This window comes from Micromonospora sp. DT15, assembly GCF_049841475.1.
Lineage (GTDB): Bacteria > Actinomycetota > Actinomycetes > Mycobacteriales > Micromonosporaceae > Micromonospora.
Window position 1 is genome coordinate 255,165 of the sequence record NZ_JBNCKJ010000002.1, and the last position, 16,463, is coordinate 271,627.

Here is a 16,463-nt window from a genome sequence, read left to right on the forward strand (position 1 = left end):
CGGGGGCCACCCGTCGCCGGCCGGACGCCGTGGGGGGAGGCCCAACATGGACCGATCGCTGATCATCGCGAAGGTCGATCCGACCGCCGAGGAGCGGGTCGCCGAGATCTTCGCCGAGTCGGACGCGACGGAGCTGCCGCGCCTGGTCGGTGTCCGGCACCGCTCGCTGTACCGACTGCACGACCTCTATGTGCACCTGCTCGAGACCGCCCAGCCGGCGGAGGGCGCGGTGGAGGCCGCGCGTGACCACCCCGAGTTCATCCGGGTCAGTGACCGCCTACGCCCGTACGTGTCGCCGTACCTGTCGACCTGGCGCTCGCCGCGCGACGCCATGGCGCGGTGCTTCTACCGGTTCGACTCCCCGGACACCGGGCGGCGGTCGTGACGGCCACCGCGCCGCGTGAAGAGCAGCTCTGGTCCCGCTGCGCGGGCTGCGCGACCCTGCTCTACCGCAAACGGCTGCGCCGCAACCTCGACGTCTGCCCGGAGTGCGGGGAGCATGCCCGACTCGGCGCGCCGGAACGCCTGCGCCAACTGGTCGACCCGGGTTCGCTGCGCCTGCTGCCCGACCGGCTGCCGGGGGCGGACCCGCTCGACTTCGTCGACGTGCTGCCGTACCCGCACCGGCTCACCGGCGCGCGGGCCAGCACGGGTCTTGCCGAGGGGGTCGTCTGCGCCACGGCCACCATCGGCGGGAACCCGGTGACCCTGGCGGTGATGGACTTCCGCTTCCTCGGTGGCAGCCTGGGCTGCGCGGTCGGCGAGCTGATCACCAGGGCCGCCGAACGGGCGCTCGACGACCGCACGCCGCTCATCCTGATCACCGCCTCCGGCGGGGCGCGGATGCAGGAAGGCGCGCTGTCGTTGATGCAGATGGCGACCGTCAGTCAGGCCATCGCCGCGTTGCGCGAGGCGGGACTGCTCACCGTGAGCGTCCTCACCGACCCGACCTACGGCGGAGTGGCCGCCTCGTTCGCCACCAACACCGATCTGGTGCTCGCCGAGAGTGGCGCGCGGATGGGCTTCGCCGGCCCCCGGGTGATCCGTCAGATCACCGGGCGGGCCCTGCCGGAGGGCTTCCAGACCGCCGACTTCCTGCTCCGACACGGGCAGGTCGACATGGTGGTGCAGCGCCGGTCGCTGCGCGGACGGCTGACGGCGCTGCTCGCCGCGACCCGCGCCGGCCGTCCGGCGCATCCGCCCGTACCCCGTCAGGAGCCGGCGTCGCACCGCGAGCGCCTTGCCGACGACGGCGCCGTCGTGACGGGGCAGACGGACCCGGCGGCCGAGGGAGACGCCGGCAACCCGGCGGTACGCGACGCGTGGGACACCGTCCGGATGGCGCGGCACCCGGGGCGGCCCACCACACTGGACTACCTGGACTCGGTCTTCGACGGGTTCGTGGAGCTGCACGGCGATCGGCTCGGTGCGGACTGCCCGGCCATCGTTGGTGGGGTGGCGCGGTTGGCCGGCCGGCATGTGATGGTCATCGGTCACCAGAAGGGGCACACCACCGCCGAGCTGGTCGCCCGCAACTTCGGCATGGCCAGCCCGGCCGGGCACCGTAAGGCGCTGCGGCTCATGCGCCTCGCGGCCCGCCTCGGCCTACCCGTGGTCACCCTGGTGGACACCCCCGGCGCCGACCCGGGGGTGAGCGCCGAGGAACACGGCCAGGCGGCGGCCATCGCGGAGAACATCCTCACCCTCACCGTGCTGCCCACCCCCGTGCTCGCGGTGATCACCGGCGAGGGTGGCAGCGGCGGCGCGTTGGCGCTGGCGGTGGCCGACCGGGTGCTGATGCTGGAGAACGCCGTCTACTCGGTGATCAGCCCCGAGGGGTGTGCGGCGATCCTCTGGCCGGACCGGTCGGCGGCCCCGCAGGCCGCCCGCGCCCTGCGACTGACCGCGCCCGACCTGCGCCGGCTCGGGGTTGTCGACGAGGTCGTGCCGGAGCCGTCGAGCGCCGCGCACGACGACCCGGCGGAGGCCGCCCACCGGTTGCGTGCCGCCCTGCTGGCCAACCTCCTGCCGCTGCTGGACGTGCCGCCGGCCATGCTGGTCCGGCTGCGCCGGCAACGCTTCCGACGGTTCGGCGCGAACCGCGTCGGCGCTCGGGCGGGCCTGCGATGACGGCCGGCGACGGGGCGCTGTCGACAGTCGACGCGTCCGACGACGTCGGGGTGGACGGCGAGGAGGCCCTCGCCGGGCTGCGCCGGCAGGCGCAGCACCTGATCGCCGAGCTGGCCGGGCCGGTTCGCCGGATCCGGCTGCGCAGCGGGCCGGCGGTGCTGGAGGTCGAGTGGCACCCCGAGGAGGCGACCCGACCGGACGTACCCCTGCCCCGGGCCGAGGTGGCACCGGCGGTCGGTCCGGCGCCCAACGCCGCCCCTGCAATGCTCCGGCCGCCGGTGCCCGGGCGTGCCGCGGTGCGGGCACCGATCGTCGGCACCTTCTACCGGGCGCCGGAGCCGGGCGCGCGGCCGTTCGTCGCGGTGGGCGACCTGGTCCGCCCCGGCCAGCCGGTGGCCATCGTCGAGGCGATGAAGCTGATGAACGAGGTGACCGCCGACCGGGCCGGCCGGGTGGCCGCGATCCTCGTCGAGGACGGCCAGCCGGTCGAGTACGACCAGCCGCTCGTCGAACTGGATCCGGCATGACGGCGCGGGGTGGTTGACCATGTTCGAGACCGTGCTGATCGCCAACCGGGGCGAGATCGCGCTGCGGGTGTTGCGCGCCTGCAAGGAGCTCGGCGTCCGGACGGCGGTGGTCTACTCCGCCGCCGACGCCGACTCGGCGGCGGTACGCCTCGCCGACCAGGCCGTCCGGATCGGACCGGCGTCGAGTCGGCGCAGCTACCTCAACGCCGCCGCCATCGTGGAGGCGGCCCGGCAGGTGGGGGCGCAGGCCGTGCACCCCGGCTACGGCTTCCTCTCCGAGGACGCCGACTTCGCCGAGATCTGCGCCGACAACGGGCTGACGTTCATCGGCCCGCCACCGGCGGTGATGGCCGCGCTGGCCGACAAGTCCTCGGCCCGCGCACTGATGAGCCGCGCCGGCCTGCCGCTGTCGCCGGGCAGTGTCGCGCCGGTACCGACCGCCGCCGCGGCGGCCGAGGTGGCCGACGCCGTCGGCTACCCGGTGATCGTGAAAGCCGCCGCCGGGGGCGGGGGCCGGGGGATGACAGTGGTGCGCACCCCGGGCGAGCTGCGCCGGGCGTACACCCGGACCCGGGCCGCCGCGCAGGCAGCCTTCGGCGACGACCGGGTGTACGTCGAGCGTTACCTCACCGATGCGCGGCACGTCGAGGTGCAGGTGCTCTGCGACGCCCACGGCAACGGGGTGCACCTGGGCACCCGGGACTGCTCGGTGCAGCGCCGGCACCAGAAACTGGTCGAGGAGGCACCCGCGCCGGCGCTGCCCGCCGCCGTTCTCGACACCATCGCCGAGACCGCCCTGCGGGGTGCCCTCAAGGTCGGTTTCGTTGGCGCCGGCACGCTGGAGTTCCTTGTCGACGCCGAGGAGAAGTTCCACTTCCTGGAGATCAACTGCCGGATCCAGGTGGAGCATCCCGTCACCGAGATGGTCACCGGGATCGACCTGGTGCACGAGCAACTCCACATCGCCGCCGGCGTACCGCTGCGGTGGCGGCAGAAGGAGATCCGCCTGCACGGCGTCGCTGTGGAGTGTCGGGTCAACACCGAGGACCCCGGGCGCGGCTTCGCCCCCACCCCCGGCCGGTTGGAGCGGTTCACCCCACCCGGTGGCCCGTTCACCCGGGTGGACACCCACGCCAGCGCCGGTTACCTGGTCGGTCCCTGGTACGACTCGCTGCTCGCCAAGGTGATCGTCTGGGCGCCCGACCGGGAGCTGGCCCTCAACCGGCTGGAACGTGCCCTGGACGAGTTCGACGTCGCCGGTCCGGGCGTGCACACCACCATCCCGTTCGTCCGGCGGGTGCTCGACGACGCCGCATTCCGCAAGGGCCGCTACACCACCGGCCTGGTCGACCGTCTGCTCTCCGCGCCCGCTCCGGGGCCGACGACCACCCCCGCACCGCGTACCGCGCCCGCCGCAGATCCCGACGCAACCCACAGGAGGACCCGATGACCGTCACCCATGGTCGCCCGATGACCGCCGAGATCACCGACATCCTGGTGGCGCACTGCGGGCTGGACGCCGACGCCGCGGCCCGCGCGCCCGCCGCGTCGCTGGAGGAGCTGGGCATGGACTCGCTCGCCCTGCTGGAACTGTCGGCGGTCGTCGCCGACCGCTGGCAGGTGGCCATCCCCGAGCAGGCCGGACAGCTGAGCATCCCGGCGGTGGCCGACCTGGTCGCCCGCCGCGCCGACCCGCCCGGGCACACCGAGAACAGCGTGGTCATCGACGCGCCGCTGGGGCTGGTCTGGGAGGTCACCAACGACGTGGCGAACTGGACCGAACTGTTCACCGAGTACGCCGTGGTGGAGATCCTGCACCGCGAGGCGCACACGGTGCGGTTCCGCCTCACCATGTACCCCGACGAGAACGGGGTGTCCTGGAGCTGGGTCAGCGAGCGCACCGCCGACCCGGTGAGCAGGCAGGTCCGGGCGCACCGGGTGGAGACCGGGCCGTTCGAGTACATGCGGATCCACTGGCGCTACACCGAGGAGGCCGGTGGCACCCGGATGACCTGGACGCAGGACTTCGCGATGAAGCCGACCGCGCCTGTCGACAACGCCGCGATGACCGAGCGGATCAACACCAACAGCGTGATCCAACTCGCGGTGATCAAGGACCGGGTGGAGCGGATCGCCTGGCAGCGCGCCGACCAGGGCACGCCGACCGCCAGCGACGCACCGACGGGAGCCGACGATGAGTGACCTGAGCACCCGCCCGATCGCCGCCCGGGACGTACCCGCCGACCGCCGGCGCGGCGGTGAGCTGCGGGTGCTGCTCGGCCCCCGCACCGTCGGCAGCACCTCGGGTTTCCTCGGTGTGGCCACACTCGAGCCGGGGGAGCGGATCGCCGAGCACTACCACCCGTACAGCGAGGAGTTCCTGTACCTGGTGCGGGGCGCGATCACCGTCGACCTGGACGACCACCCGACGCTGCTGGCCGCCGGTGAGGGGCTTTTCGTCCCGGTGAACGTGCGGCACCGGCTGCGCAACACCGGCGTCGAACCGGCCGAGGTGGTCTTCCACCTGGGCCCGCTCGCCCCCCGACCCGAACTGGGCCACGTCGACACCGAACTGGTGGAGGCACCATGACCGGGCGCCGCACGGTGGTGACCGGGATCGGGGTGGTGGCCCCGGGCGGCGCCAGCCGGGACCGCTTCTGGAAGACCATCACCGAGGGGCGCACCGCCACCCGGCGGATCAGTTTCTTCGACCCGTCGGCGTTCCGGTCGCAGATCGCGGCGGAGTGCGACTTCGACCCGGTCGCGGCGGGCCTGAGCGAGGCCGAGCGACGCCGGGCCGACCGGTACGTGCAGTTCGCGCTGGCCTGCTCCGCCGAGGCGGTGGCCGACGCCCAGTTGGAGCTCACCGACGCGCAACGGGACCGGGCCGGGGTGGTGCTGGGCACGGCGGTGGGCGGCACGATGGCCTTGGAACAGGAGTACGTCACAGTGAGCGAGCACGGCCGACGGTGGCTGGTGGACGGCACGCGCGGTGGCCCGTACCTCTATCAGGCGCTGGTGCCCAGCAGCCTCGCCGCGGACGTGGCGTGCCGGCACGGGCTGCACGGCCCGGCGCAGGTGGTGTCCACCGGCTGCACCTCGGGCATCGACGCCATCGGGTACGCCCACCAGATGATCGTGGACGGTGAGGCGGACGTGATGCTGGCCGGCGCGTCCGACTCGCCGATCTCGCCGGTCACTGTCGCCTCGTTCGACGCGATCAAGGCGACCAGTCCGGACAACGACGACCCGGCACACGCCTCCCGCCCGTTCGACGCCGACCGGCACGGGTTCGTGCTGGCCGAGGGCGGGGCGGTGCTGGTGCTGGAGGAGGCCGGCCACGCCCGGCGTCGGGGAGCGCACATCTACTGCGAGGTGGCCGGCTACGCCAGCCGCAGCAACGGCTTCCACATGACCGGGCTGCGGCCGGACGGGCTGGAGATGGGCCTCGCCGTCACCGACGCGCTCCGGCAGGGCCGGATCCTGCCCGAACAGGTCTCCTACATCAGCGCCCACGGCTCGGGCACCCGGCAGAACGACCGACACGAGACGGCCGCGTTCAAGCGGGCGCTGGGCCAGGCCGCGTACCGGATCCCGATCAGCTCGATCAAGTCGATGGTCGGGCACTCGCTCGGCGCGATCGGTTCGATCGAGATGGCCGCGTGCGCCCTCGCCATCGAGTTCGGTGTGGTGCCGCCGACGGCGAACTGGAGCACCCGGGATCCGGAGTGCGACCTGGACTACGTACCCAATGAGGCACGGGAGGTGCCGGTGGACGTGGCCCTCTCGGTGGGCAGCGGTTTCGGCGGTTTCCAGTCGGCCATGGTCTTCCGTCGGATGCTCGGCGCGGTGGCGGCGTGAGCGCCGCTTCGCACAGTGGCGGCGCGACGGCCCGGGCTGTGGTGACCGGCATCGGGGTGGTCGCACCGAGCGGCATCGGCGCGGACGCGCACTGGCGCACGGTCCTTGCCGGCACCCGCCGGACCGGGCCGATCACCTTGTTCGACCCGGCCGGCTATCCAACCCGATTCGGCGGGGAGGTGCCCGGCTTCACCGCCGACTCCTACGCCGACAGTCGACAGTTGGTGCAGACCGACAGGTGGACGCACCTCGGCTTCGCCGCCACCCGGCTGGCGCTGGCCGATGCCGGCCTGCCCGACCGGGCACCCGACCCGTACGGCTACGCGGTGACCCTGGCCAGTTCGTCCGGGGGCAACCTGTTCGGTCAGCGGGAACTGCAACGGCTGTGGGGCGGCACCACGCGGACGGTCGGGGCGTACCAGTCGATCGCCTGGTTCTACGCGGCCAGCGTCGGGCAGCTCTCCATCCACCACCAGTTCAAGGGCCCGAGCGGGGTGCTGGTCGCGGAGTCGGCCGGCGGGCTGGACAGCCTGGCCCACGCCGCCCGCGCGGTGCGCCGGGGCACCCCGGTCGTGATCGCCGGGGCCACCGAGTGCCCGTTGAGCCCGTACGCGCTCGCCTGCCAGCTGCGCTCGGGGCTGCTCAGTGACGTCGCCGACCCGGAGCGGGCGTACCGGCCGTTCGACGCCACCGCCAGCGGCTACCTGCCGGCCGAGGGCGGAGCGGTGTTCGTGGTGGAGGAGTTGGGGCACGCCCTGGCCCGGGGCGCCCGGGTCTACGGCGAGGTGAGCGGGTGGGGCTCCACCCACGACGCCGCGCACACCACTGCGGAGAGCAGCGGCGACCCGGCCCAGTACGCGCGGGCGATGCGGCTGGCCCTGGACCGGGCGGGCGTCGCCGCCGCCGGAATCGACGTGGTGCTGCCCGACGCTCTCGGCGTGCCCCGCTACGACCGCAGCGAGGCCGAGGCGCTGCGGGCAGTGTTCGCCGACCGGCCGCCCCCGGTGACCACGCAGAAACCGCTGACCGGTCGGGCGTACCAGGGCGGCTCGGCGTTGGACGTGGCCACCGCGCTGCTCGCCTTCGCCCACGACACGTTGCCCGCGTCGGCGGGCCCGGACGAGGTGGCCGAGGGCTGCGAGCTGGACTTCCTGCGCGAGCACCGTCGACCGCGCAGTCGACTCGCCCTGATCTGCGCGCGGGGCTTCGACGGGTTCAACAGTGCGCTGGTCCTGCGCGGGGCCGCGCCGATGAGGGGAGAGGCGTCATGAGCGACAAACGGGCCCGGGTGGTCTTTCTGGTACGGGTGCCGGTGCCGCGCACCGAGGCGTTCCTCGCCGCTTACGAACAGGTGCGGCACCTGGTCGCCGGCGGTGTGCCGGGGCACCTGGTCGACCAGGTGTGCCGGTCGTCGACCGACCCGGAGCAGTGGCTGATCACCAGCGAGTGGGCGAGCCTGGCCGACTTCGAGGAGTGGGAACGCAGCCCCGAACACCGGGACCTCGTACGCCCGATGCGGGAGTGCTTCACCGACGCCCGTTCGCTGCGCTTCCACATCCACGCCCAAACCCCAGCCCTGGCCTGAAGGTCCCCGCGCCCCCGGCGCCGCCCCCGTCGCCCTCTTCCCGCGATCTTGTACTTGGTGTCGCGACATAGGGAGCATGTCACGCGTCTCGACGACCGAAACTGCAAGATCGACGCGGTGGGGACGGATTGCGGCGCGTAGGGTCTTGGAATTGTGAAGGTACTGATCTCCGTCGACATGGAGGGCGTCTCGGGGATCGTTCATCCCACCGAGACGAATCCGGATCGGTACGACTACGAGCGCGGCCGGGCATTGATGACGGCCGAGGCGAACGCGGTGATCGCCGGGGTCCTCGATGCCGAACCCGAGGCGGTCGTGTGGGTCGCCGACGCGCACGGGACGTTCCGGAACATCCTGCCCGAGGACCTCGACCGGCGTGCTCACCTGGTGCGGGGCAAACCCCGCCCGCTGGGCATGCTCGCCGGGCTGGACGAGCACACGGATGCCGTCCTGCTCGTCGGCTATCACGCTCGCGCCGGTGCCGGGCCCGCCGTCCTGGCCCACACGTTCAGTGACGCCATCCTCGACGTGCGGGTGGCCGGGCGGTCGCTGGGCGAGATCGGCCTCAACGTCGCCATGGCAGGGCACCTCGATGCGCCCGTCGTCCTGCTCAGCGGAGACGACACCGCCTGCGCCGAGTTCAGCGCGCTGGTGCCCTCGGCGGTCACCGTCGCCGTCAAGCAGACCCTGGGTCAGGCCGCCGCGGTGGCCCTGCATCCGCAGGAGGCACGGGAGCGGCTGCGCCATGCCGCCGCCGACGCGATCGCCCGGCGCGCCTCGATCCCACCGGCGCAGATGGCCGGGCCGGTTGACGTCGAGGTCGACCTGTACGGGCCGTACATGGTCGACCTCGCGGTTCTGGTGCCGGGTGTTACCCGCGTCGGTGGCGGCCGGACGGTCGCCTTCCACGCCGCCGATGTCGCCGAGGCGTACCGGCTGGTTCAGCTGCTCGTCCAACTCGCCAGCATCAAACCGAGCTAGGGCCTGTTTCGTCAGAACTGGCCGGCCTGCGCCGGGCCCGGACGACGACCGGCGGCGTTGCGGTTTCGTCTCGCTCGGCCGGCGACCGCGCCGCCATCGGCCGTCCGGCTGAGGACGCGCGACGGTTGTACGAGGGGTCATACCTCGGTGACGCTCCGCCGAATCACCCGCCCGATCCTGCCCGCCGAACGGGCTGTCGGCAATCCGGCTGGCCGCTGCTTTTGATCCATCCATTCGCATCTAGCAATGGCCACGTGGGAGTCGTATGGTTCCCCGCAGCACCCCGACAAGCGTACGTGATGGGCGGATTCGCCCTCTTTCATGCTGGGCGGTGAACGGCAGTGACGGCAGAAGATCCTACGGCGACAGACCCCGGCTGGGTGGACGAAGTCCTCTTCGCCGGTCACCCGACCGACGTTTGTCTTCGTCTGCCCGAGCCCGTCGACCGGGCGACCCTGCACCGGCTGGTCACCGCCGCGCAGGAGCGGCTGACCACCGCCGGACTGCGCCCCGGTGGCGCCGTGGCGCTGCGGTTGCCGCCGTCGCTGGCGTACGTGGTGAACCTGCTCGCCACCTGGCGCGCCGGGGGGCAGGCGATCCTGCTCGACCACCGGCTCACCGACCACGAGGTGGACCGGGCGCTGACCCGGTTGGCCCCGCAGGTGGTGGTCGCTCCGGTGCGGACCGGTGGCGGCGCCCTGAAGATCTTCGTCGACGTCACCGAGGGCGTCACCCGGTACGCCGACCGCCCGGCGGTCAGCGGCCACGCCGTGATCCAGCTCAGCTCCGGCTCCACCGGCCCGTCCAAGGTGATCGGCCGCACCGCCGCCGACCTGGTCGCCGAGGTGCACCGCTACACCCGGATCGACGGGGTGGCGCTGCCCGGCGAGCGGATCATCCTGCTGCCCTCGATGGTGCACGTGCTCGGCCTGGTCGGTGGCCTGCTCTACGGGCTGCACGCCGGGGTCGAGCTGGTGCCGCCGGAGCGGCTCAGCGGTGACGCCGTCCTGGCCGCGATCAGCGCCGGCCCCACGCCAGCCACGGTGCTCGGCGTGCCGTTCCACATCGGACTGCTCGCCTCCACCCGTCCGACCGGTCCACTGCCACAGCTGCGGCGGATGACCACCGGGGGTGAGCTGGTCCCGGCCGCCGTCGCCCGTGCGTTCACCGACCGGTACGGCGTACCCCTGGGCAACATGTACGGGATGACCGAGGTCGGGGTGATCGGCACCGACCTGCACGGGTCGCACCGACCGTCGATCGCCCCCGCGCCCGGGATCGAGGTCCGCGAGTCCGGCGGTGAGCTGTGGGTGTCCTGCCCGGCGTCGCCGTACGTCGGGCTGAGCGACCCGACCCGCTGGTCCGACGGGTGGCTGCACACCCGCGACGCCGGGACCGTCGATGGCGACACCGGCCTGGTCACGGTGCGCGGTCGACTCGACTCGCAGGTCTCCGTCGGCGGGATGAAGGTCGACCTGACCGAGGTGGAGGCCACCGTCGCCGAGCTGACCGGCGTCGCCGCCGCCGTGGTGGTCTGGGACGACGGCATCACCGCGTACGTCCAACCGGACGGCCCGCTGTCGGAGGAGACGCTGGACAAGCTCCTCGCCGAGCGGTTGGCCGGCTACAAACGGCCCAGGGCGCTGCACCTGCTCGATCAGTTGCCCCGTACCACCACCGGCAAGCTGGTCCGCTCGACCGATGCCCTGCGCTCGGCGGTCACCCCGTGACCGGGCCGCTGCATCACCTCGATGCCGACCTGCTCGCCCGCGTGCGCGGCGACGGCCAGGACGAGGCCCCCGCCCAGGTGCGGATGACCGACGCACAGGTGCTCGGCGCTGGGCACCGGCCGCAACGGCAGCCCCGGCGGCGGCATCAGCCGGCGCAATCCGCCGCCGCGCAACCCCTGCCCGAGCGCCTTGCCGACCGCCTCCTTGGCAGTCCACAGCCGCAGGAAGTCCACAGTCCGGCTGGCCTCGGGCCGATCGCCCAACCAGGCCAGCTCGGCGGGCGGGAACCAGCGGCGGGCCAGCGCGAGCGCCGGCAGCGGGCGGATCCGCTCCACGTCCACCCCGACCGCGCCGGCTTGACGGGCGGCGACCACCACCAGCCCGGCGGTGCGGCTGACGCTGACCGCCAGCTCGACCGACCCGGTCACCTCGTCGACCCGGACGACCGGCCGTCCCTCGCGGTCGTGCGTCAGCACCAGCTCGGCGTCCGGGCGACCGAGCAACAGAGCACCCGCCCGCCGCAGCAGCACAGCGGCCGGATCCGGCTGACCGCCGGTGTCCCGGCCGACCCAGACGTAGGCGGTGTCCCGACCGGACACCGTCAGCTGAGCCACGCAGAAAGGGTATCCATGAGAGCCGAGGTCCGCGCCTTCGTCGTCGAGCAGCTCGCCGACATGAATTACGACGTCGAGGGGCTCGACGACGACACCACGCTCGGCCCTTCCGGCGTCGACCTGGAGTCACTCGCCCTGGCCGACCTGTCCGTCCGGGTCGAGGACCGGTACGGCCTGACGTTCGCCGACGACGAGTCGGAGCAGCTCGCCCTGATGACGGTCGGCGAGTTCACCACAATGGTCGCCGATCGCGTCACCGAGGCGACGAGCGACAAGAGCTGATGGGCGGTCAGCCCGATCTGGGGCGAGCTGACCTGATGACCATGCTCGCCGAACTCACAGCGAAACCGGCTGCCGACGTGTCCGACCGGATCGGCTCGATGGAGCTTGCCTGGCTGGTGCACCTCGTCGAGCAGCGCTACGAACGCCGGCTCGACCTCACCGACGACGAACTGGCCGGCATCCGCACAGTCGACGACGCCCTGGTGGTGTTCCAGGCGTCGCTGACCGCCTCCGCAGATGGTTGAGGCGCGCGTAGCCCAGCTCACCGGCGTGTACGCGGTCAGCGCCCTCGGGCGGGGCGCCGACGCGCAGCTCGCCGGGGTGTTGGCCGGCGTGCCGGCGTTCGGGCCGGTGGACCGGTTCGACACCGCCGCCCGCCGGGTCACAGTGGCGGCCACCCTGCCCGAGGTCGCTACCCTCCCCGACGAGTTGGCCACCGCGATCGACGCGGCCTGCCGCGCGGCCGGTCTGAACCGCGCGCAGCGCGCCGGGTGTGCCCTGCTGCTCGCCGTGCACGGCGGCCCGGCCGTGGGCCCGACGCCGGCCGTGCTCGCCGGTCAGCTCGCCGCGCGATGTGGACTGTCCGGGCACACCCGGGTCTACACCAGCGCCTGCGTGTCGGCCAGCACGGCGGTGGCCGACGCCGCCGCCCGGATCACCCGGGACGATGTCGAGCGGGTCGTGGTCGCGGCCGGCTACCTGGTGGAGTCGGACCAGTACGCGCTCTTCGACGCCGGTCGCGCCCTCGCTGTCGACGGGGCGGTCCGCCCGTTCAGCGCCGGCCGTCGAGGGTTGCTGCTGGGCGACGGCGTGGCCGCGGTGGTGCTGGAGTCGAGCGCCGTCCGACGACGCGGTGTCGAACCGGTGGCCACAGTGGTCGGTTGGGGGCGGGCCGGCGACGCGTTCCATCCCTGCCAGCCGGAGCCCGGCGGCACCGGGCTGGCCCGCGCTGTCGACGGCGCGCTGCGCCGGGCCGGGCTGCCACCGCAGTCCGTCGGCTACGTCAACGCCAACGCCACCGGTACCGCGCAGAGCGACGCCGCCGAGGCCGCCGCCCTGCGTCGGGCTCTCGGCGGTCATGCCGCCCAGGTCCCGGTCAGCTCGACGAAGTCGGTGCACGGGCACGCGCTGGAGGCGTCCGGGTTGCTCGAACTGGTGGTCACCGCGCTCGCGCTGCGCCACGGCGACCTGCCGGTCAACGCCGGATGGCTGGGCCCCGACGAATCCTGCCCTCTGAACGTCGTCAAAGACCGTCCGCAAAGGACGGAGGCCACCCACGCCCTGACCCTCAACGCCGCCTTCGGTGGCGCCAACACCGCTCTCCTGGTCGGCGTCGGATGACCGGATCGCCGGGGGAGAGGGCTCGGGCTCTCTGGCCCGAGGGCGGGGACGTCGGGGGCACCGTGGCGGGGGTGCCGGGGTTCGTGCACTCGGACTTCGCGCCGGTGGTGGTGGCCGTCGCGGAACGGTGTCTGCGGCGGGGATACGGGTCAGCGGGAGTGCCCGCCGGGGTGCGGACGGGAATCGTGCTGGTCAGCGCCAGCGGTGATCTCGCCAGCGCTCGGCACGTACGGGCCACCGTCGAGGCCGGCGGGCGGGTCGGCCCGCTGTTCTTCTTCCAGTCCGTGCCCAACAGCGTCGCCGGGCACCTCGCGGCCCGCTGGAACCTGCGAGGACCGGTGGTCTGCCTCAGCCCGACCGGCGACCCGTACACCGACGGTGTCGCCGAGGCCGACCTGCTGCGCGACGACGGCGACACCGACGAGGTGTTGCTGATCCTGATCGAACAGGCACCCGACGGGCCGACCGAGGCGGTCGCGGTGCTGCTGGGGGGAGGAGCACGACCATGAGGACACGGGGACTGCGCGGCGCACTGGCCGCCGACACCGAACTGGGCGCGGGCAACGTCCTGGCCCGGGTGCTGGCGCACGGCGCCGACCCGGACGGGCCCGGCCTGACCTTCGACACCGCCGTCGACGGGCACCCCGCCGAGACGCCGCTGACGCTGGGCCGGCTCGACGAGCGGGTCGCCGCCCGCGCCGCCTGGCTGCACGAACAAGGAGTACGCCCCCGCGACCCGGTCGCCGTCTGGGCCACCGCCGCCGCCGACATGGTGCTCAGCTTCCTGGCGCTGGCCCGGCTCGGGGCGATCCCGGCGCTGATGAACGGCAAACTCCGCCCGGAGATCGCCGCCGAGTACATCCGCCGCCTGCGGGGCGTCGGTGTGCTGGCCGACGACGCGCACACCGCGCTGCTGGCCGGGCACGACCTCGGCGTACCCCTGCTCGGCACTCCCGCGCAGGCCGGCACGGGTGACCCGGCCGCGGCCCCGGCGCACTACCGGCACCACCCGGACGACCCGATCGTGATCACCCACACCTCCGGGACGACCGGGGTGCCCAAGGCGGTGCTGCACTCGCACGCCAGCCTTTTCGCGGCCACCCGGCACCTGCTCACCATGCCGCAGGCGCAGGGCACCACCCGGATCCTCAACGCGCTGCCCGCACCGCACACCGCGACGGTGCTGATGGTCAACCAGGCGCTGGGCAACCGCGCGCAGATGTTCCTGCTCTCCGAGCAGGGCGGCGAGCAGGTGCTGGACGCCATCCAACGCTGGCGCCCCGACGGGGTGTTCGGTTTCTCGGTCACCTGGGCGGAGTTGGCCCGCTTCGACCTGTCCGGGTACGACCTGGACTCGGTGCGGCTGTGGTTCAACACCGGCGACGCCTCGCACGAGCCGCACATCCGCCGGCTGGTCGCGGTCGGTTGGCGCGACACCATCACCCGCGACGGGGTGGCGAAGGTGCCCGGCTCGGTCTTCATCGACGGGTTGGGCTCCAGCGAGATGGGGCACTCGATGTTCCACATCACCCACCGCGCCGACACCGACCGGTACGGCCGCTGCATCGGCCGCCCGTACCGGTTCGCGAAGGTGGCGGTGCTCGACGCCGACGGTGAGCCGGTGCCGGTTGGCGAGGTGGGTTTCCTGGGCATCGACTCACCGTCGCTGTTCCGGGGCTACTGGAACGACTCGGTCACCACCTACCGCTTCCGCCAGCGCGGCTGGTACCTCACCGGTGACCTGGTGCGCGCCGACACCGACGGCCGCTACTACCACCTGGACCGGGCGGTGGACTCGGTCGACGCGGGTGCCGGGCGGCGGTTCTTCACCGCGCTGTCCGAGGAGCGCATCCTCGCGGCCTGCCCGGACGTCACCGACTGCACCGTGGTGATCGTCGCCGAGGCCGGGGCGGTCGTCACCGACGTGCTGCTGGAGTTGGCCGCCGGCGCCGACGAGGCCGAGGACCGCACCGAGCGGGTCCGCGCCGCCCTCGGCCCGGACGTCGGCGTCACACTGCGTCGGGTCGTGCCGGTGCGCTCCGCCGACATCCCGGTCACCGTGACCGGGAAGGTCCGCAAGGTGGTCCTGCGCGAGCGCTACCTCACCGAGGCACGCTCATGACCGCGTTGATCACGGGGATGGGTCTGTTCACACCGGTCGGTCGGGGCGTCGAGGAAACCTTCGACGCGCTGACCACCGGCCGGTCCGGGCTGACCCGTCTGCCCGAGGGGCACCCGGCGAGCGCGTCGCTGGACGTCGCCGGCCTGCTACCCGACATCGACCCACGTACCGTCGCGTCCGGGCCGGAGACCCGGGTGCTGGACCGGATCGTCGTCCTCGCCCTGCTCGCCGCCGCCGACGCTCTCACCGACGCCGGCATCGAGGTGGGCCACGACGTCGACCCCGACCGGATCGGTGTGATCGTCGGTGGGGTCGGCGGGATGGCCACCCTGGAGTCGCAGGTGCTGGCCCGGGCGGCCCGGGGTCGGGCGGCGGTCAGCCCGTACCTGCTCACCGGGATCCTGCCGAACATGCCGGCGGCGCGGATCGCCATCGCGCACGGCATCCGCGGCTACAGCTCGTCGGTCGGCACGGCCTGCGCCTCCGGCGCCCAGGCGGTCGCCGACGGGGTGCGGCTCATCGCGACCGGCGAGGTCGACGTGGTGCTCTGCGGGGCCAGCGAGGCACCGCTCTTCCCGACCTTCGCCGACACCTTCGGTAACGCGCGGGCGTTGGCGCGCGCCGGCACCGACCCGGGCCGGGCGAGTCGGCCGTTCGACACCTCCCGCAGCGGGTTCGTCCTGTCCGAGGGCGCCGCGCTGCTGGTGCTCGAACGCGCCGAGCACGCCGCGGCCCGCGGCGTCGCCGGGTACGCGGAGGTGGCCGGCCACGGCGCGACGACGGACGCGTTCCACCCGACCGCCCCCCGCCCGGACGGCGCCGGCGCGGCGGCGTGCATCCGCCGGGCGCTGCGCAGCGCCGGTGTGCCGGCGGCGGCGGTCGGATACGTCAACGCGCACGGCACCGGCACGAAGCTCGGTGACATCGCGGAGACCACGGCGCTGGCCGACGTCTTCGGCGTCGGCGGTGTGCCGGTCAGCTCCACCAAGGCGCTCACCGGTCACCTGCTCGGTGCCTCCGGGGCGCTGGAGGCGGCGGCCACCGCGTTGGCGCTCGGTCGGGGCCTGCTGCCGCCGACGTACCACCTCGACGATCCGGATCCGGCCTGCCCGGCGGACCACATCCGTGGCACGGCCCGCAAGACAGACCTGGAGTACGCCGTCACCAACTCGTTCGGGTTCGGCGGCCAGAACGTGAGCCTGCTGCTGGCGCGCGTCGCCGAGCCGAGGGGGTGATCGAGGCGGCATCCCGGGCGGGGTGTGCCCGGACGGCAACACAGGGGGAATCGGG

The 16,463-nt window shown here is 73.4% G+C and carries 18 protein-coding genes; 17 read left to right on the top strand and 1 reads right to left on the bottom strand.

Annotated features, from left to right (window positions below):
• Nucleotides 1-46 precede the first annotated feature (46 nt).
• The 11 genes from ACLQ3F_RS05285 (at nucleotide 47) to ACLQ3F_RS05335 (ending at nucleotide 10,814) form a co-directional block, all read left to right on the top strand.
• Nucleotides 47-385: a TcmI family type II polyketide cyclase gene (locus ACLQ3F_RS05285; RefSeq protein WP_355007983.1), complete on the top strand. Its 339-nt coding sequence runs from the start codon at nucleotides 47-49 to the stop codon at nucleotides 383-385.
• Complete coding sequence (locus ACLQ3F_RS05290; RefSeq protein WP_425846643.1) at nucleotides 382-2,130, top strand: acetyl-CoA carboxylase carboxyltransferase subunit alpha; 1,749 nt, start codon at nucleotides 382-384, stop codon at nucleotides 2,128-2,130. The genes ACLQ3F_RS05285 and ACLQ3F_RS05290 overlap by 4 nt, the downstream gene beginning before the upstream one ends.
• Nucleotides 2,127-2,657 carry an acetyl-CoA carboxylase biotin carboxyl carrier protein gene (gene accB / locus ACLQ3F_RS05295; RefSeq protein ID WP_425846645.1) on the top strand — a complete coding sequence of 177 codons (531 nt, stop codon included), beginning with the start codon at nucleotides 2,127-2,129 and terminating at the stop codon, nucleotides 2,655-2,657. Before ACLQ3F_RS05290 ends, accB begins: the two co-directional genes overlap by 4 nt.
• Before the next feature lie 19 nt (nucleotides 2,658-2,676).
• On the top strand, nucleotides 2,677-4,107 hold the full coding sequence (locus ACLQ3F_RS05300) for an acetyl-CoA carboxylase biotin carboxylase subunit (protein WP_425846647.1): 1,431 nt from the start codon (nucleotides 2,677-2,679) through the stop codon (nucleotides 4,105-4,107).
• Complete coding sequence (locus ACLQ3F_RS05305; protein WP_355007987.1) at nucleotides 4,104-4,859, top strand: SRPBCC family protein; 756 nt, start codon at nucleotides 4,104-4,106, stop codon at nucleotides 4,857-4,859. Before ACLQ3F_RS05300 ends, ACLQ3F_RS05305 begins: the two co-directional genes overlap by 4 nt.
• Entirely contained in the window at nucleotides 4,852-5,247 is a 396-nt protein-coding gene (locus tag ACLQ3F_RS05310) for a cupin domain-containing protein (protein WP_357197541.1), read from the top strand. Before ACLQ3F_RS05305 ends, ACLQ3F_RS05310 begins: the two co-directional genes overlap by 8 nt.
• The gene (locus ACLQ3F_RS05315; RefSeq protein WP_357197538.1) at nucleotides 5,244-6,518 is read left to right on the top strand and encodes a beta-ketoacyl-[acyl-carrier-protein] synthase family protein; all 1,275 of its coding nucleotides are present in this window, start codon (nucleotides 5,244-5,246) and stop codon (nucleotides 6,516-6,518) included. The genes ACLQ3F_RS05310 and ACLQ3F_RS05315 overlap by 4 nt, the downstream gene beginning before the upstream one ends.
• Complete coding sequence (locus ACLQ3F_RS05320) at nucleotides 6,515-7,789, top strand: beta-ketoacyl synthase N-terminal-like domain-containing protein (RefSeq protein ID WP_425846650.1); 1,275 nt, start codon at nucleotides 6,515-6,517, stop codon at nucleotides 7,787-7,789. The genes ACLQ3F_RS05315 and ACLQ3F_RS05320 overlap by 4 nt, the downstream gene beginning before the upstream one ends.
• Complete coding sequence (locus ACLQ3F_RS05325; protein WP_357197532.1) at nucleotides 7,786-8,103, top strand: antibiotic biosynthesis monooxygenase family protein; 318 nt, start codon at nucleotides 7,786-7,788, stop codon at nucleotides 8,101-8,103. The genes ACLQ3F_RS05320 and ACLQ3F_RS05325 overlap by 4 nt, the downstream gene beginning before the upstream one ends.
• 153 nt (nucleotides 8,104-8,256) lie before the next feature.
• The gene (locus tag ACLQ3F_RS05330) at nucleotides 8,257-9,084 is read left to right on the top strand and encodes a M55 family metallopeptidase (protein ID WP_425846653.1); all 828 of its coding nucleotides are present in this window, start codon (nucleotides 8,257-8,259) and stop codon (nucleotides 9,082-9,084) included.
• 380 nt (nucleotides 9,085-9,464) lie between these two features.
• Entirely contained in the window at nucleotides 9,465-10,814 is a 1,350-nt protein-coding gene (locus ACLQ3F_RS05335) for a class I adenylate-forming enzyme family protein (RefSeq protein ID WP_425846655.1), read from the top strand.
• Here ACLQ3F_RS05335 and ACLQ3F_RS05340 read toward each other — a convergent pair.
• Nucleotides 10,742-11,428 carry a 4'-phosphopantetheinyl transferase family protein gene (locus ACLQ3F_RS05340; RefSeq protein ID WP_425846657.1) on the bottom strand — a complete coding sequence of 229 codons (687 nt, stop codon included), beginning with the start codon at nucleotides 11,426-11,428 and terminating at the stop codon, nucleotides 10,742-10,744. The two genes, ACLQ3F_RS05335 and ACLQ3F_RS05340, sit on opposite strands and share 73 nt — an antisense overlap.
• 15 nt (nucleotides 11,429-11,443) lie before the next feature.
• Here ACLQ3F_RS05340 and ACLQ3F_RS05345 point away from each other — a divergent pair, with 15 nt between their 5' ends.
• From ACLQ3F_RS05345 to ACLQ3F_RS05370, 6 genes are read left to right on the top strand one after another with little or no spacing between them, the layout of a single operon-like run.
• Nucleotides 11,444-11,710 (top strand): acyl carrier protein, encoded by a 267-nt coding sequence (locus ACLQ3F_RS05345; RefSeq protein WP_355007995.1) that lies wholly within the window; start codon nucleotides 11,444-11,446, stop codon nucleotides 11,708-11,710.
• Nucleotides 11,710-11,955: an acyl carrier protein gene (locus ACLQ3F_RS05350; protein WP_425846660.1), complete on the top strand. Its 246-nt coding sequence runs from the start codon at nucleotides 11,710-11,712 to the stop codon at nucleotides 11,953-11,955. Before ACLQ3F_RS05345 ends, ACLQ3F_RS05350 begins: the two co-directional genes overlap by 1 nt.
• Nucleotides 11,948-13,051 carry a beta-ketoacyl-[acyl-carrier-protein] synthase family protein gene (locus tag ACLQ3F_RS05355; RefSeq protein ID WP_425846663.1) on the top strand — a complete coding sequence of 368 codons (1,104 nt, stop codon included), beginning with the start codon at nucleotides 11,948-11,950 and terminating at the stop codon, nucleotides 13,049-13,051. The genes ACLQ3F_RS05350 and ACLQ3F_RS05355 overlap by 8 nt, the downstream gene beginning before the upstream one ends.
• The gene (locus tag ACLQ3F_RS05360; RefSeq protein WP_357197513.1) at nucleotides 13,048-13,560 is read left to right on the top strand and encodes a beta-ketoacyl synthase chain length factor; all 513 of its coding nucleotides are present in this window, start codon (nucleotides 13,048-13,050) and stop codon (nucleotides 13,558-13,560) included. The genes ACLQ3F_RS05355 and ACLQ3F_RS05360 overlap by 4 nt, the downstream gene beginning before the upstream one ends.
• On the top strand, nucleotides 13,557-15,173 hold the full coding sequence (locus ACLQ3F_RS05365; RefSeq protein WP_425846665.1) for a class I adenylate-forming enzyme family protein: 1,617 nt from the start codon (nucleotides 13,557-13,559) through the stop codon (nucleotides 15,171-15,173). Before ACLQ3F_RS05360 ends, ACLQ3F_RS05365 begins: the two co-directional genes overlap by 4 nt.
• Nucleotides 15,170-16,408 (top strand): beta-ketoacyl-[acyl-carrier-protein] synthase family protein, encoded by a 1,239-nt coding sequence (locus tag ACLQ3F_RS05370; RefSeq protein ID WP_425846667.1) that lies wholly within the window; start codon nucleotides 15,170-15,172, stop codon nucleotides 16,406-16,408. The genes ACLQ3F_RS05365 and ACLQ3F_RS05370 overlap by 4 nt, the downstream gene beginning before the upstream one ends.
• The last annotated feature ends 55 nt before the right edge of the window (nucleotides 16,409-16,463 follow it).